This window comes from Streptomyces composti (assembly GCF_012034205.1).
GTDB lineage: Bacteria > Actinomycetota > Actinomycetes > Streptomycetales > Streptomycetaceae > Streptomyces > Streptomyces composti.
Map to the genome: position 1 here is coordinate 192322 of NZ_JAATEM010000004.1, position 13891 is coordinate 206212.

At 73.5% G+C, this 13891-nt stretch carries 16 protein-coding genes and 1 pseudogene; 5 read left to right on the top strand and 12 right to left on the bottom strand.

The annotated features are described in order from the left end of the window. Positions 1-24: 24 nt before the first annotated feature. Positions 25-450 carry a CBS domain-containing protein gene (locus HCJ93_RS05280; protein WP_167991519.1) on the bottom strand — a complete coding sequence of 142 codons (426 nt, stop codon included), beginning with the start codon at positions 448-450 and terminating at the stop codon, positions 25-27. A 147-nt stretch (positions 451-597) separates the two neighbouring features. Beyond that, complete coding sequence (locus tag HCJ93_RS05285; RefSeq protein WP_167991521.1) at positions 598-1230, bottom strand: nucleoside/nucleotide kinase family protein; 633 nt, start codon at positions 1228-1230, stop codon at positions 598-600. Positions 1231-1351: 121 nt separating this feature from the next. Between HCJ93_RS05285 and HCJ93_RS05290 the strand changes: the two genes are divergently transcribed. The 3 genes from HCJ93_RS05290 (at position 1352) to HCJ93_RS05300 (ending at position 4393) form a co-directional block, all read left to right on the top strand. Beyond that, positions 1352-2050, top strand: coding sequence for a DUF2293 domain-containing protein (locus tag HCJ93_RS05290; RefSeq protein WP_167991522.1), 699 nt, complete (start codon positions 1352-1354; stop codon positions 2048-2050). A 143-nt stretch (positions 2051-2193) separates the two neighbouring features. Beyond that, positions 2194-2673: an anthrone oxygenase family protein gene (locus HCJ93_RS05295; RefSeq protein ID WP_167991524.1), complete on the top strand. Its 480-nt coding sequence runs from the start codon at positions 2194-2196 to the stop codon at positions 2671-2673. 229 nt (positions 2674-2902) lie between these two features. Continuing rightward, a complete protein-coding gene (locus HCJ93_RS05300) occupies positions 2903-4393 on the top strand; it encodes a glutamate synthase subunit beta (protein WP_167991526.1) in 1491 nt (496 codons plus the stop codon). Positions 4394-4949: 556 nt separating this feature from the next. Here HCJ93_RS05300 and HCJ93_RS05305 read toward each other — a convergent pair. From HCJ93_RS05305 to HCJ93_RS05315, 3 genes are all read right to left on the bottom strand, one after another. Further along, positions 4950-5753, bottom strand: a complete 804-nt coding sequence (locus HCJ93_RS05305; protein ID WP_167991528.1) for an SAM-dependent methyltransferase — start codon at positions 5751-5753, stop codon at positions 4950-4952. 162 nt (positions 5754-5915) lie between these two features. Next, entirely contained in the window at positions 5916-6191 is a 276-nt protein-coding gene (locus tag HCJ93_RS05310) for a DUF397 domain-containing protein (protein ID WP_167991529.1), read from the bottom strand. Then, positions 6192-7052, bottom strand: a complete 861-nt coding sequence (locus tag HCJ93_RS05315; protein WP_167991531.1) for a Sco1979 family transcriptional regulator — start codon at positions 7050-7052, stop codon at positions 6192-6194. A gap of 220 nt (positions 7053-7272) precedes the next feature. Between HCJ93_RS05315 and HCJ93_RS05320 the strand changes: the two genes are divergently transcribed. After that, positions 7273-7932 carry an ATP-binding protein gene (locus HCJ93_RS05320; RefSeq protein ID WP_167991533.1) on the top strand — a complete coding sequence of 220 codons (660 nt, stop codon included), beginning with the start codon at positions 7273-7275 and terminating at the stop codon, positions 7930-7932. Then, positions 7929-8375, top strand: a complete 447-nt coding sequence (locus HCJ93_RS05325; protein WP_167991535.1) for a hypothetical protein — start codon at positions 7929-7931, stop codon at positions 8373-8375. The genes HCJ93_RS05320 and HCJ93_RS05325 overlap by 4 nt, the downstream gene beginning before the upstream one ends. 76 nt (positions 8376-8451) lie before the next feature. Here the strand turns inward: HCJ93_RS05325 and HCJ93_RS05330 are convergent, their stop codons facing one another. The 7 genes and pseudogenes from HCJ93_RS05330 to HCJ93_RS05360 all read right to left on the bottom strand — a co-directional run bounded on the left by HCJ93_RS05330 (position 8452) and on the right by HCJ93_RS05360 (position 13654). Continuing rightward, on the bottom strand, positions 8452-8640 hold the full coding sequence (locus HCJ93_RS05330; protein WP_167991536.1) for a DUF8839 family protein: 189 nt from the start codon (positions 8638-8640) through the stop codon (positions 8452-8454). 156 nt (positions 8641-8796) lie between these two features. Continuing rightward, on the bottom strand, positions 8797-9486 hold the full coding sequence (locus HCJ93_RS05335) for a DUF899 domain-containing protein (protein WP_167991538.1): 690 nt from the start codon (positions 9484-9486) through the stop codon (positions 8797-8799). An 87-nt stretch (positions 9487-9573) separates the two neighbouring features. Continuing rightward, complete coding sequence (locus HCJ93_RS05340; RefSeq protein ID WP_167991540.1) at positions 9574-10953, bottom strand: amidohydrolase; 1380 nt, start codon at positions 10951-10953, stop codon at positions 9574-9576. Continuing rightward, positions 10940-11107, bottom strand: coding sequence for a hypothetical protein (locus HCJ93_RS30090; protein ID WP_373563556.1), 168 nt, complete (start codon positions 11105-11107; stop codon positions 10940-10942). The genes HCJ93_RS05340 and HCJ93_RS30090 overlap by 14 nt, the downstream gene beginning before the upstream one ends. A 115-nt stretch (positions 11108-11222) precedes the next feature. Beyond that, a pseudogene (locus HCJ93_RS29275) lies at positions 11223-11723 on the bottom strand (nucleotidyltransferase domain-containing protein); the annotation flags it as partial. Positions 11724-11755: 32 nt separating this feature from the next. Further along, positions 11756-12556 (bottom strand): uracil-DNA glycosylase, encoded by an 801-nt coding sequence (locus HCJ93_RS05355; RefSeq protein ID WP_167991541.1) that lies wholly within the window; start codon positions 12554-12556, stop codon positions 11756-11758. Between the two features lie 39 nt (positions 12557-12595). After that, on the bottom strand, positions 12596-13654 hold the full coding sequence (locus HCJ93_RS05360) for an MFS transporter (protein ID WP_309141308.1): 1059 nt from the start codon (positions 13652-13654) through the stop codon (positions 12596-12598). Positions 13655-13891: the final 237 nt, after the last annotated feature.

Genomic DNA, 13891 nt, shown 5'->3' on the forward strand with positions numbered 1-13891 from the left:
ACCGCGGCACGGGGCCGGTGTCCGTCAGGCGGTCGTCCTGGCGTACACGCTCTCTGCCCAGGAGGCCATCTGGTCGTCGGCCAGGTGCTGGGCCAGGTCGGATTCGCTGATCATGCCGACCAGCCGCTTGTCCTCGACCACGGGGAGCCGGCGGATGCGATGGGTCTGCATCTCGCTGAGCACCTCGCTGACGTCGGCGCCGGCGTCGATCCAGCGGGGTGTGCCCTTGGCCAGGTCGCCCGCGGTGACCCGGGAGGGGTCCTGCCCCCTGGCGACACAGTCGACGACGATGTCGCGGTCGGTGAGGATGCCGCACAGCCGCTCGTTCTCGTCGCTGATGGGCAGAGCACCGACGTTCAGTTCACGCATCAGCTGAGCGGCGCGGTCGAGCGTTTCGTGGGCGGGGATCCACTGGGCGCCACGGTGCATGATGTCTCCGGCGGTGGTCATCAAATACCTCCCGATGCCGGACGGCCGGCGCAGCGCGGGACACGCCGCGAGTCCCGGCGCCTCTCATTGTCCCGGCTCCCTCCGCACGCGGCACCCGGAGAGCGGGGCCGCACGCGCCACCTGCGGGCGCGTCCCGTACGGGTCCGCTCAGCCGCGCCAGGCCGGGCGGCGCGGATCGTCGGCACGGATCAGCACGTCGGCGGTCTCCGCCGGATCGGTCTCCCGCTCGTAGCGCTCGAAGGCCGGCAGGGTCCACTGCTCCTGCTCCGGTGTCCGGCGGCGCAGCGCGCCCGGGGAGAGCAGGAGGTGGACGCTCAGATCGAAGGGGAACCAGTGACGCAGCAGGAAAGGTCCGTGCAGCAACAGCACGCCGCCCGGCGGGAGTTCGACATAGCCGCTGCGGGTGGAACGGTCCGTCACCGGGTCACGCAGGTCGGGCAGGACGCGGCCGCTGCCACCGGGTTCGAGGGGGCCGAACACCTCCCGCCACAGCGCACCGGTGTCGTACCAGCCCTCGTAGTAGGAGTCCACGTCCCGGTGGCCGTGCTCGAGGCGGAGCGAGGCGGGCCGCCAGAATCCGTCCGTGCCGACGACCAGCGAGGGGCGGCCGCGCACCCGCAGCGCCTCGGCGACGCGTTCCGCGAGATCGCCGGGCCGGGCGGCCGGTGCCCCGTCGAAGGCGACCCGCAGCCAGGGGCCGCCGTCGGCCGCCCGCAGCTCGAGCAGGCGCTCGGAGAGAAGGTCGCCGAGCCGGTCCCAGGTGATCGCTTCGAGTCGCACACGCCCCATGATGCTCCGCCCCCGGCGCGCGCTGCGCGGTGTACCGGGCGCGGCTCATGGGACGGACCGCACAGCCGGTGGAACGTGGGACCACCCCCCTGCCGAAGGGAAGGAGAAGAGCATGGCCTCCCGCACAACTCACCCTCCCCCTCCCGGACTTGTGGTGCATCAGCCGCTCGGCCGGCGGCACTGTTCGGCCTGCCGTCGCGGCCCGCTGCCGCTGCTCGTCATGGAGAACGGGGTGCCGCGCTGCCTGGACTGCTCCGACCTGGGCCATCTGGTCTTCCTGCCGCGCGGGGACACGGCGCTCACCCGCAGGGCGCGGGAGGAGAGCACACTGTCGGCGGTGGTCGTGCGGTTCAACCGGCGCAAGGGCCGGTACGAGCGGCAGGGGGTCCTGGTCGAGGAGGATGCACTGGCCCGGGCCGAGCAGCGGTGTCTGGCGGACGCCGAGGCCCGCCGCAGACGGCGGGCGCGGGACGCGCGGCGGCGGGCGGCCGAGGACGCGCGCTTCACCGCGGCCTTCGCGGCGCAGATCCGGCGGCTGTATCCCGGCTGTCCCGAGGAGCGGGCCCGGGCCATCGCCGAGCACGCCTCGGTGCGGGGCAGCGGCCGGGTGGGCCGGAGCGCGGCAGGACGGGCCCTGTCGGAGAGAGCGGTGATCTCGGCGGTCGTGGCGTCCGTGCGCCATGCGGACACCCCGTACGACCGGCTGCTGATGAGCGGCGTACCCCGCCACGAGGCGCGCCGCAGGATCGCCGCGGCCGTGGACACGGTGCTGCGCGGCTGGCAGGGGGCGGGCCTCGGCTCCACCGGGTGAGGAGGGAGGCGAGCAAGCACGCGTGGACGCACGCGTATGCGCCCGCGACGGCCGGCCATGGTCCGGCGGGGCTGCGAGGACTTGACTGGCGGCGACGGGGATGTCCGGGATGCGGGCGCGGCTGACGACGGGGAGATGACGACGTGATCGACGGACCCTACTTCGTGCTGACGGTGCTCGGCGTGCTGGGCACCGGACTGGTGGCGGGTGTCTTCTACGCCTTCTCGGGCTTCGTGATGAAGGGGCTCGCCGCGCTGCCCCCGGCGCAGGGAGTGTCGGCGATGCAGGCGATCAACGTGGCGGCGGTGACGGCGGCCTTCATGGCGTTGTTCACCGGCTCGGCGGTGCTGTGCGCGGTGATAGCCGTGGTGACGTTCGTGCTGTGGCCGGACGGCGGCACGGTCGAGCTGCTGGTCGGCAGCGCGCTGTACCTGTTCGGTTCGTTCGGGGTCACCGTCGCCGCGAACGTGCCGCGCAACGACGCACTGGCCAGGCTGGAGCCGGGCACCCGGGAGGCGGCATCCTTCTGGCCGGGCTATGTGCGCGGGTGGACGGCGTGGAACCACGTCCGTACGGTCGCCTCGGCCGGTGCGGCGCTGTCCTATCTCCTGGCCCTGACCTGATCGAGGCGAGCCCCGGCCGCACCGGACGACCGCCCCGGCCCCGCAGCCGCCGGGCCCGGCGCGCGAGGCGGCCGGGCGCTGCACCGCCCGGCTCCCCGGTACCGGGCGCATCGCCGCACGAAAGCGCTGTCGCGCGCGCTGCGGGCGCGCGGGAGGCGACGTATCGTGTCGGGAGGAGAGCCGCCCGACGACGCACGGCCCGTCACCCTCGCACGCAAGGAAGACGGCCATGGCCGATCCCAAGGGTTTCCTCACCACTCCCCGCCAGGACTGGCCGCGCCGGCCCGTCGAGGAGCGGGTCCGGGACTGGGACGAGGTCTACGTCCCGGGAGCGCTGCTGCCGATCATCAGCAAGCAGGCCGACCGCTGCATGGACTGCGGGATCCCGTTCTGTCACGACGCCTGTCCGCTGGGCAATCTGATCCCGGAGTGGAACGATCTGGTCTCGCGCGAGGACTGGCGGGCGGCGGCGGAACGCCTGCACGCCACGAACAACTTCCCGGAGTTCACCGGACGGCTCTGCCCGGCGCCCTGCGAGGCGGGGTGCGTGCTCGCCATCAACCAGCCCGCGGTCACCATCAAGAACGTCGAGTGCGCCATCGCCGACCGTGCCTGGGAGGAGGGCTTCGCGCAACCCGCTCCCCCGGACCGGCTGTCGGGGCGCACGGTCGCGGTGATCGGCTCGGGTCCGACCGGTCTGGCCGCGGCCCAGCAGCTGACCCGGGCGGGGCACACGGTCGCCGTCTACGAGCGGGACGACCGCATCGGCGGGCTGATGCGGTACGGCATCCCCGCGTTCAAGATGGAGAAGCGGCATCTGGAGCGCCGGATCGAGCAGATGACGGCCGAGGGGACGAAGTTCCGTACGGCCACGGCGGTCGGGCGGGATGTGGACGCGGCCGAGCTGCGGACGCGCTACGACGCGGTGATCATCGCCACGGGCGCCACGGCGTGGCGTGAACTTCCCGTGCCCGGACGGGAGCTGACCGGCATTCACCAGGCGATGGAGTATCTGCCGCTGGCCAACCGGGTGTGCGAGGGCGATCTGGAGACCTCGCCGCTGTCGGCGGCCGGCAAGCACGTGGTCATCGTCGGCGGCGGCGACACCGGCGCGGACTGCCTGGGCACGGCGGTGCGGGAGGGCGCCGCGTCCGTCACGCAGCTCGACATCTACCCCCAGCCCGGCACCGAGCGCGACGAGGAGCGCGACCCCTGGCCGACCTACCCGAAGGTCTACCGGGTGTCCCCCGCGCACGAGGAGGCCCGCGACCTGCGGACCGCTCCGCTGGCGGACGCGGACGCACGGCTGTTCGCGGCGTCGACGCTGCGGTTCTCCGGCGACGAGGACGGCCGTGTGCGGTGGCTGCACCTGGTGGAGGTGGACGAGCAGCGCCGTCCCGTGCCCGGCACCGAACGGGCCCTGCCGGCCGACCTCGTCCTGCTGGCCCTCGGCTTCTCCGGCCCCGACCGGAGCGACGGCCTGATCGACCAGCTGGGCCTGGCCATGACCCCGGCCGGCACGATCGCCCGCGACCGGGACTTCGCCACCAACGTGCCGGGCGTGTTCGCGGCCGGCGACGCGGCTCGCGGACAGTCTCTGATCGTCTGGGCCATCGCCGAGGGCCGCGCGGTCGCGGCGGCAGTCGACCGTCACCTCACCGGCGGCGACACCCGCCTTCCGGCCCCCATCGGCCCGTTCGACCGCCCCATGCGGGTCTGAGCCGGCGAGCCGCGGCGGCATCGCACAACGCGCCGCGCGGACGAAACGGAGGGAATCCCTGTGCACCGCGCGACCGGACGGCAGGACTCCCCGCGCACCGCGCGGACCGGCGACGCCGGCGCGGACGCCGTGCCGGGCGGATGTGCGCCCAGGCGCCGCGTCGGACCGTGTGCGTTCCCGCCGGGAGCGGGAGGCCGGGTCCCGGCCTTCGCGCGGGGAACGCCACGCGCGGCCGCCCGCAGAGGCCCAGGCCCACACCCCGGGGAGACGCGCCGCAGGCACCGCGCCGGGAGAACCAGGTGTCTGCCCGCGCACGAGGGTCCGATCACGCAGGACCCCGCACGCGCCGGACTCCCGCACACGGCATGCTCCGCAGTCCCCCGGCGACCGCGCCGCCGGGCAGCCGGACACCAGTGGCCCGAACCGGGACCACCGGGCGAAGCCCCGGAACACCCGCGGCGGCCCGCCCCACGCGGGGGCGGGCCGCCGGCAGGGGCGGGCGGTGCCGGAACTCAGGGCTGGGCCCCACCGCCCGGTCCGGTGAGGGCGGCAGGGATCACGGCTTGCGGCCCACCGCCCCGTAGCCGGGGATCACCCCGTCGTCCTGGCCGGGGACCGGGTCGCCCAGCTCGGGGTGCCAGCGGTGGGGCACCTCGATGCCGGGGTCGACCAGCTCGAGCCCCGTGAAGAAACGGGCGAACTCCTCGCGGGAGCGCAGCGCCAGGGTGACTCCGGCGGACTTCATCTTGTCGGTGGCCTCCCGGGACTCCTCCGGCGTGAAGTCGGCGGTCGCGTGGCTGACCACCAGGTAGCTGCCGGAAGGCAGTGCGGAGACCAGCCGGGCGACCAGCTCGTGCGCGCCGTCCTCGTCGGGGACAAAGTGCAGCAGCGCGATGAGCGACAGGGCGATCGGCCGCTCGAAGTCGAGGATCTTGCGTGCCCCGGCCAGGATGGTGTCCGGATCGCGCACGTCGGCCTGCAGATATTCGGTCGCGCCCTCGTCCGTGCCGCGCAGCAGTGCCGCCGCGTGGGCGAGGACGATGGGGTCGTTGTCGCAGTAGACGACACGCGACTCGGGGGCGATCCGCTGGGCGACCTGGTGGAGGTTGGGCTCGGTCGGGATGCCGGTGCCGATGTCGAGGAACTGGCGTATCCCCTCGCGGGCCAGCCAGGTGGTGGCCCGGTGCATGAACGCCCGGTTCACCCGCGCCATCACTGGAACCCGCGGTTCCAGCTCCAGCATCTGCCGGCCCATGGCCTCGTCGACCGGATAATTGTCCTTGCCGCCGAGATACCAGTCGTACATCCGCGCAGGGTGCGGTTTGCTCGTGTCGATCTCGACGGGGTTCTGCCCGGTCATGAAGGACTCCGTAACTCTCTGCAACTGTTAATGATCAATTCCGTGGTGCTCTGTGGCGCCCTGTGGGGCTCTGCGAAGGAGAAGAGGAAGAGGAAGAACACAAGGAAGGCAAGACAAAGACAGCAGAAGTGAAGGAAGGCAGAGCAGTCGGACACTCCACCCTCAGGAGATCAGAAAGTCCGCCTCCCCCGCCTTGGCTCCTTCGATGAAGGCGTTCATCTCGTCCGCGGTGTAGATCAGCGCCGGCCCGTCCGGGTCGGTGGACTGCCGCACGGCGACCCGGCCGTCGGCCAGCTTCATCGCCTCCAGGCAGTTGCCGCCGTTGCCGCCGCTCCACGGCTTGTGCCAGCCCTCGCTGCCCAGCTCACGCGCGGGCATGCCGTTGTAGATCCGCTGGGGACGGATCCGTGGCTGGGGGCGGGGTTTGGTGCGTTTCATTCACAGCTCCTTGCGGAGATCGCGGAGGATCTCCTTCGTGCGATGTGCCGTGGCGGCCTGTGCCGCCATGCGGTCCATGACTTCGAGGTAGGTCGCCACCTCGGCGCGCGCGTCCAGGTAGACGGCGCCCGTCAGGTACTCGCTGTAGACCATGTCCGGCAGCTCGGGCACGGCGAACCGGAACAGCACGAACGGCCCGTACGTCCCCGGATGCGGGCCGCTCGCGAACGGGGCGACCTGCAGCGTGACGTTGGGCAGTTTCGTGGCCTCGAGCAGTTTGTCGATCTGCGCACGCATCACCTCCGGGCCGCCCACCGGGCGGCGCAGGACGGTCTCGTCCATCACGACCCACAGCCGGGGCGCGTCCTCGCGGGTGAGCAGTTCCTGCCGCTGCATGCGCAGCGCCACATGCCGCTCGATGTCCTCGGGCTGCGTCTGGCCGATGGCCCCCGAGCGCAGCACTCCGCGGGCGTACTCCTCGGTCTGCAGCAGGCCGGGCACGAAGTGCGGCTCGTAGCTGCGGATCAGGGAGGCCGCCCCCTCCAGGCTGACGTACATCGAGAACCAGCCGGGCAGGATGTCGTGGAAGCGCTGCCACCAGCCGGGTTTGTTGGCCTCCTCGGCCAGCTGCACGAAGGCGTCGGCCTCCTCGTCGGAGACGCCGTAGGCCTTCAGCAGAAGCTGAAGGTACGGGATCTTGAGGGCGACCTCGGCCATCTCCATGCGGCGCACGGTGGCCGGGGCGACCCGCAGGATACGAGCCGCCTCCTCACGTTTGAGCCCGGCGCGTTCCCGCAGGTCCAGCAGGCGCCGACCGAGGACGACCTGCCCGACCGTCGGCGCGGACCGCGGTTCGCTCACGCTCCACCTCCACGAAAGATCCTTACAGCCCGGCGGCGCCATGCGAGACCGCCGAACCGAACACCCGCCCCCGGAAACCCCAGGAAACAGGCGTTCGACGGTCTCAACAGGCGCCGCGCGAGATGCTGTTGCGAGCAGTGTGCCACGCCCGTCCGGACCGTCACAGAGCACTCTGCAATTTTCAGAGTGACACTTGCCAAGTGTTCTCGCCGGGGCGATAGTGGCAAGCGTGATTCCGTCCGTGCCCTTAGGAACAGAAGCCGCCGCGGGCCGCTCCGCCCTCGGCGCCTCCTCGGCAGTCGGCCCCGCCGGGGCGGCCGCCGAGCGACGGTTCCGTTTCGAGCTGGCCGCCCATCCGGGTTCTCCCGCGCAGGCCAGACGTCTGACCAGGGCCCGGCTGAGCGGCTGGTCGGTGTGCGAGGACACCTGCGACACCGCCGCTCTGGTCATCTCCGAACTGGTCACCAACGCCATCGTGCACACGGCGAGCAGCCACATAGTGTGCGAGCTGCTCGACGGCGACGAGCGCGTGCGCATAGCCGTGCGGGACGAGGGCTGCGCGCCGGGGCTGCCGCAGGCGAACGACCACTCGGACCCGGACGACGAGAACGGGCGCGGGCTGCTGCTCGTCGACGCACTGTGTCACGCCTGGGGCACGCACGAGCACGGCCCCGGACTGCTGGTCTGGGCCGAGCTGCCGCGCCGGGGCGACGCCCCGCGCGAGACCGGCGAGCCGCGCGACGACCTCGGCTGGGGCGCCCGCCCGAAGCCCGGTCCGGCGGGCGGCTCGGAGGGGGAGGACGAGACCGAGGGACGCCGCCGGGAGAACGGGACGAGGCCCGCATCTCCGCAGCAGCGCCGGGAAGGGGGGCACGTGTGACGGGCGCCCGGGTACTGAGCCTGGACACGCTGGTCCGCCTGCAGCGCGACCTCTGCGCCGCCGGCCCGCAGCCGGCCGGAACGCCCCGCCGTCTGCCCGTCCCCGACGGGATGACGACCCCGATGGGCTGCGACGCGGTGGCGGTGCCCGCCCGCTTCGGTCCGCTGGTCCTGCCCCGCCTGCCCCGCGTGGGGTGCGTCTACGCCGATGAGGCGCACTGGTGGTGGCTGGTCCCGTCGGACTCGGACTACGCGATGGAGTGGCCGGCCCCGGCCCGCTACACCACCGGCGCGGTCCTCCCGGACACCCCCGGCGTCCCCGGCCTCATCCACCGCCCCGACGGCACACTCCCCTACACGCCGCCGATCCCTCTCTATCTGGCCCTGTGCCGCCTGACGGACACGGAGCCGGCGTGGTCCCGGCCGATACCCGCCCAGCCCTGACGGACGCCGCCCGGCCCTCCCCCCGGGGACGGCGCCCGGCGCACCGCGCCGCCACCCCACGGCTCTGCGAAGGGCCTCACGCAGCGGCATCACCCTTGCCGTCGTCGCCGCTGCGGACGATCACCAGGAACATGTCGGATGCGAGGTCCATGACAACCTCGGCGGGCAGGCCCTCCAGGCGCCTCGCATGCGCGAACTCCTCCGCCGGCCAGGACCCACGCGGCCCACCTGCGGGAAAGCGTTCGAGCACCGTTCGCCCGTTCACCCTGCCACCTCCATGTAGCGCTGTACTCGTAGAGTTAAACGCCAACCATGGGGCGGATGCCTCGTCCGGTGACGGTACTGAGACGTAGTTGACACCCGTTCACCGCTACGTGTGATCCACGTCTCAGCCTTTCGGGTTAAACGCTCACCTTCCGCATCAGTCGTCGTACTCGTCGTGATAGCGGATCCGCGAGCTTCCGGCCGGAGCGCCGAGCGCCGATGCGCGCCCCCTGGGCTCCTCCCACTCCTCCTGGCGGCCCAGCGCGGTGAGGTCCAGCAGGCTCGTGGTGGAGCCCAGCCCGTCCAGGCCGCGCTCGTGGGTCGAGTAGGTGTGGAAGACGCGGCTGCCGTCGCGCAGGAAGCAGCTCAGCCCCGGCCGCTCGACCAGCTCGCCCTCGTGCTCCAGGGTGACCTCGAAGTCCTCGTTGAAGTCGCCGGGGTACGACGAGTACCAGGGGATCGCCCAGCCCATCCGCGCCTTGAACGGCAGGATCTTCACGAACGGCGCCCGGGAGACCACCGCGAAGGTGGTGCCGCGGGCGTGCAGATGAGCGAGATGCCCGATCTGGTCGAGAAAGGCCGAGCAGCTGCGGCATCCGGCGTCCCACTCCGGGGCGAACATGAAGTGGTAGACGACGAGCTGCTGCCGCCCCTCGAACAGGTCGAGCAGGCCGGCCTTGCCCTCACCGCCCTCGAACACGTACTCCCGGTCGACCTCGACCATGGGCAGCCGGCGGCGCTCTGCGTTGAGCGCGTCCCGGGCGCGGGTGACGGCCTTCTCCTTGACCAGCAGACGCTCGCGCGCCGCGCGCCACTCGGCACGCGAGACGATCTCCGGAAGCGGCATGGTTCCTCCTGGGCAACGGTCCCGTTGCAGAAGGTGACCGGGGTGCGTGCCGGAACTCATCGCTCGCCCGGAGAGAATTTCCGGCTCTCAGGTGTCGTAGTCCTGGATGCGCCGCCCGTGACCGCGCTCGACGAGCGCCGGCAGCCGTTCCCCCAGCTCCCGCACCACCGCCGGGACGTCGATGGTGAGCAGCTCCCGGTCCCGCATCAGCACCCGCCCGTCCACGATCGTGGTGCGCACGTCCGAGGCCCGGGCGCTGTGCACCAGGGTCGCGGCGAGGTCGTGGACGGGCTGGGTGTGCGGCCCGGTGAGATCGACCAGGACGATGTCGGCGCGCCGCCCGGGCGCGATGCTGCCGATGCTGTCGCCGAGCCCGACCGCCTCGGCGCTCTGCAGGGTGGCGTGGTGCAGCGCCTGCCGGGAGGTGAGCCACCGGGGGTCGCCCTCGGCGGACTTCTGCACGAGCGAGGTGAGCGCCATCGACTCCCAGACGTCGAGGGAGTTGTTCGAGGCGGCCCCGTCCGTGGCCAGCCCGACGGGGATGCCCAGCTCCCGCAGGGCACGGACGGGTGTGGTGCCGGGCCAGGCGAACTTCATGTAGCCGCGGGGCGCGCTCGCCACGGCGACCCGGCCGCCCGCCCGCTCGAGTACCGGCAGGTCGCGCTCGACGATGCCGGTGCCGTGGGCGATCAGCACCTCGGTGTCCAGGATGCCGGTGCGCTCCAGGACCTCGACGGGCGTGACGCCGTGCCGGGCGAGGCTGGTCTCCGTCTGGTCGCGGTTCTCGGCGGCGTGCAGATGCACCGGCAGACCGTGCTCGCGGGCCAGACCCGCGGTGGCGGCGAGGTCGCCGTCGTCCACGGTGTACGGCGCGTGCGGGGCGAGGCAGGTGGTGATCCGCCCGCCCGCACCCCCGTGATGCCGCAGCGCGAACTCCAGCGAGCGCTCCCGCCCCTGGGGTCCCTGCGAGGAGAAGAACGCCTCGCCCAGCAACGCCCGCATCCCGCACTCGGCGACCACCCGGGCCACCGCGTCCATGGCGAAGTAGTGGTCGGCGAAGCAGGTGACCCCGCCCCGGATCATCTCCGCACACGCCAGCCGCGCCCCCAGCTCGACGTCCTTCTCGCTCAGGTTGGACTCGACCGGCCAGACGACGTCGTTGAACCACTCCTCGATCGGCAGGTCCTCGGCGAGCCCGCGCAGGGCGACCATCGGGGCGTGGGTGTGACAGTTGATCAGCCCGGGCAGCGCCACCTGCCCCCGCCCGTCGATCCACTCCCCCGCCACCCGCCCCGCGACCGCCTCGGCCCGCGTCACCTCGGCCACCGTCCCGTCCCGCACGACGACAGCCGCGTCCTCCTCGAACCCGACCGCTCCCTGATCGTCGTGCACCAGCACCGTGCACCCGCTGATGACCAGCTCCCCCGGCCTCTGCACACCGGCCCCGTCCACGTCAGTAGGCGTCATTCCGCCACCGTACGGTCAACGGCCCGCACCAGTTGCCCAGCAGGTCGCTCTGGCTGAGCCCGGCCCCGGTGTTGTTGATCGACTCGAAGATGCGGCAGACGTTGTCGCCCTTCTCGGCCGTGGTGGCCACGATGGAGAGCAGGTTGTTCAGCACCGTCTCGACCGCACCACCGGCTGGTCGCTCCCGGGGGTCGCCTCCTCGCCTTCGGCGAGCACGCCCGGGAAGAAGCGGTAGGCCGCTCCCAGGTTGCCCGGGCCGCCCGCCCTGGGCGAGCTGTCGAGCGGGGCGGGGCGTTGCGGCGCAGCGCGGGGGGATAGCCGTCCGGGCGGGGAAGTTCGCCGCGCCGCACGCGGTTGGCGGCCAGTCCGGCCACCAGCGGGTACGTGGGGATGCCCGCGAGGTGGAAGAGGAGGGGTTCGACGCGGAAGCGTCCCCGCTCGGCCTCGGCGAGTCGGTGCTCGACGACGTCGAGGTCCCGGTAGTGGACGTCGACCCGGCGTCCGTCGACGGTGAGCCAGGCGCCGCCGTTGAAGACGCCGCAGCCCCAGTCGCCGATCCCGGAGACCTCGCCTTCCCAGCCCACGGCGCCCAGGGCGTCGGGGTCGAAGGAGCCCCGGTGGTAGACGGCCAGGCCCCAGTCGCCGTCGGGGCGTTCGGTGCCCTGGGCCCGTGAGCCGCCGAGGGTCACGGCGCGGACGCCGGGGAGGTCGGCGAGGCGGTCGGCGGTGGCGTCGAGGAAGACGTCGCGGTGTGTTGCGTGACGGGTCATCGGTGCACCTTGGTCGCGGTGCCGGGGCTCGTTCACGCGGTCGTGCCGGTGGCCGGCAGGCCGGCCGCCTCCGCCGCCGAGCGCAGCATCCGCCGGAGCATGGGCGGGGTCAGGCGGCCGGTGAAGGTGTTGCGCTGGCTGACGTGGAAGCAGCCGAAGAGGTGCAGGTCCGGGCCGTGGGGGGCGGGCAGGACGGTGTGGGCGGCGTGGGCGAAGGCGGGGCGGGGGCGGGGGATGGTCCAGCCGGCCTCGGCCAGCGCCGGGAGGGTCGCCTGCCAGCCGAAGGCGCCGAGCACCAGCGCGGCGCGCAGGGTGGGGCGCAGCAGGCGGAGTTCCTGGACGAGCCAGGGGCGGCAGGTGTCGCGCTCCTGCGGGGTGGGCCGGTTCGCGGGCGGCGCGCAGTGGACGGGGGCGGTCACGCGTACCCCGTACAGCTCCAGCCCGTCGTCCGCGTGCACGGACGTCGGCTGGGAGGCCAGCCCGACGTCGTGCAGCGCCTGGTAGAGCACGTCCCCGGAGCGGTCGCCGGTGAACATCCGGCCGGTGCGGTTGCCGCCGTGGGCGGCGGGGGCCAGGCCGATGATCACGAGCCGGGCGTCGGGCGGGCCGAAGCCGGGGACGGGGCGGCCCCAGTAGGTCCAGTCGGCGAAGGCGGCCCGCTTGGTGCGGGCGACCTCCTCCCGCCAGGCGACGAGCCGGGGGCAGGCCCGGCAACCGGTGATGCGGCGGTCCAGGTGGTGCAGGCCGCGGGCGCGGGCCGCGGCGGCCGCGGGGTTCAGGGTGGTGTTCCTGTTCCTGAGGCCTTCCGGTGCCGGCTCGCCGCTGGTGGTCATGAGTCCACGGTAGGGCGGTGGGCTCGTCGGCGTGCCGGGTCATGAGTCCACCGTGGGCCGGTCGGCCGGGCAGGCGGACCGGGGCGCCGCCTCGGGGACGGGGGTGCCCGGTGTCCCGCCGCGGCGCAGCCACAGCAGGGTGCCGGTCAGAAGGATGCCCGCGGTGAGCAGCCAGGGCCACGGGCCGGGGGCCATCGCTCCCACGATCACGCCGGTCAGCGCGCCGGCCGACTGCTGGGCGAGGGACTGGACGGAGAGTGCGGTGGCCCGGCCGCCGCCGGTGACGCGGTGGTGCAGCAGGGTGTTCTCGTTCGGGCCGGCCGCGCCGAGGCCGAGGTAGACCAGGCCGAAGCCGGCGGCGACACCGGTCAGGCCGAGCGCGGCCGGCCGGGGGAAGGCGGCGGTGGCACCGAGCAGCACAAGGCCTGCGGTGGAGACGCCGAGGGCGGCGAGCACCGCCCGTTCACCGCTGCCGGCGCGCCGGGCCAGGAGCGGGGCCAGCTGGCTGCCCAGGCCCGAGCAGACGAAGCCGCCGCAGGCGAGCCCGGCGAAGAGCATCGCGCCCGGCCCCGAGGCGCCGGTCAGGCTGACCGCCCGGCCCGGCATGAGCAGTTCGATCGCGGCCAGGGCGCTGCCCGCCGCGGCCGTGCTGAGCAGGACGCGGCGGATCAGCGCGTCCCGGACGGCCGGCCGCGCCCCGTTCAGGACGGCGCGGGGGATGCCGCGCAGCACCGAGCGCACGGTCACGGGCGGCCGGGGCGGTTCGCGGAGGACGGCGAGCACGTAGGCGACGAAGACGGTCTCCACCACCGCGCCGAGCAGGACCGGGACGGACAGGGGCAGGACGAGCCCGGAGGTCGACTCGGCGAGCCGGGCGCCGAGGCCGGGACCCAGGCCGAGCAGCCAGGGCAGTGCGCCGCCCAGCAGGATCCCGGCCGCGAGCGCGGCGGAGGTGGCGCTGCTGCCGCGGGCCAGGCCGGTGCGCAGTTCGGCGCCGGGCCCGGCGGCGGCCTGGACGCTGTCCACGTACCAGGCCTCGGCCGGTCCGCTGGCCAGCGCGCGGCCCGCGCCCATCAGCACCATGCCGAGGGTGAGCACGGCGGCGGTGGTGCCCAGGGCGTGCAGCAGCAGGGCCCCGGCGTTGAGGAGGCCGGCGACGGGCGAGGACCGGGCGGCGGCCGATCGCGTCGGAGAGGCCTCCGGTGGGGAGTTCCAGCGCCGCGACGGTGAGGGAGTGGGCGACGTAGAAGCCGGCGATGGCGGCGAGAGCCATGCCGCGCTCGGTGAACAGCAGCACCAGCGGGGCCATGGCCAGGCCGGGCGGCAGCCAGGAGA

Excerpts from the sequence above, each read along its gene's own strand:
- HCJ93_RS05355 (WP_167991541.1), bottom strand. The coding sequence starts at position 12,556 with ATGACCACCAGCGGCGAGCCGGCACCGGAAGGCCTCAGGAACAGGAAC.
- HCJ93_RS05280 (WP_167991519.1), bottom strand. The coding sequence starts at position 450 with ATGACCACCGCCGGAGACATCATGCACCGTGGCGCCCAGTGGATCCCC.
- HCJ93_RS05305 (WP_167991528.1), bottom strand. The coding sequence starts at position 5,753 with ATGACCGGGCAGAACCCCGTCGAGATCGACACGAGCAAACCGCACCCT.
- HCJ93_RS05340 (WP_167991540.1), bottom strand. The coding sequence starts at position 10,953 with ATGACGCCTACTGACGTGGACGGGGCCGGTGTGCAGAGGCCGGGGGAG.
- HCJ93_RS05335 (WP_167991538.1), bottom strand. The coding sequence starts at position 9,486 with ATGCCGCTTCCGGAGATCGTCTCGCGTGCCGAGTGGCGCGCGGCGCGC.
- HCJ93_RS05300 (WP_167991526.1), top strand. The coding sequence starts at position 2,903 with ATGGCCGATCCCAAGGGTTTCCTCACCACTCCCCGCCAGGACTGGCCG.
- HCJ93_RS05290 (WP_167991522.1), top strand. The coding sequence starts at position 1,352 with ATGGCCTCCCGCACAACTCACCCTCCCCCTCCCGGACTTGTGGTGCAT.
- HCJ93_RS05310 (WP_167991529.1), bottom strand. The coding sequence starts at position 6,191 with ATGAAACGCACCAAACCCCGCCCCCAGCCACGGATCCGTCCCCAGCGG.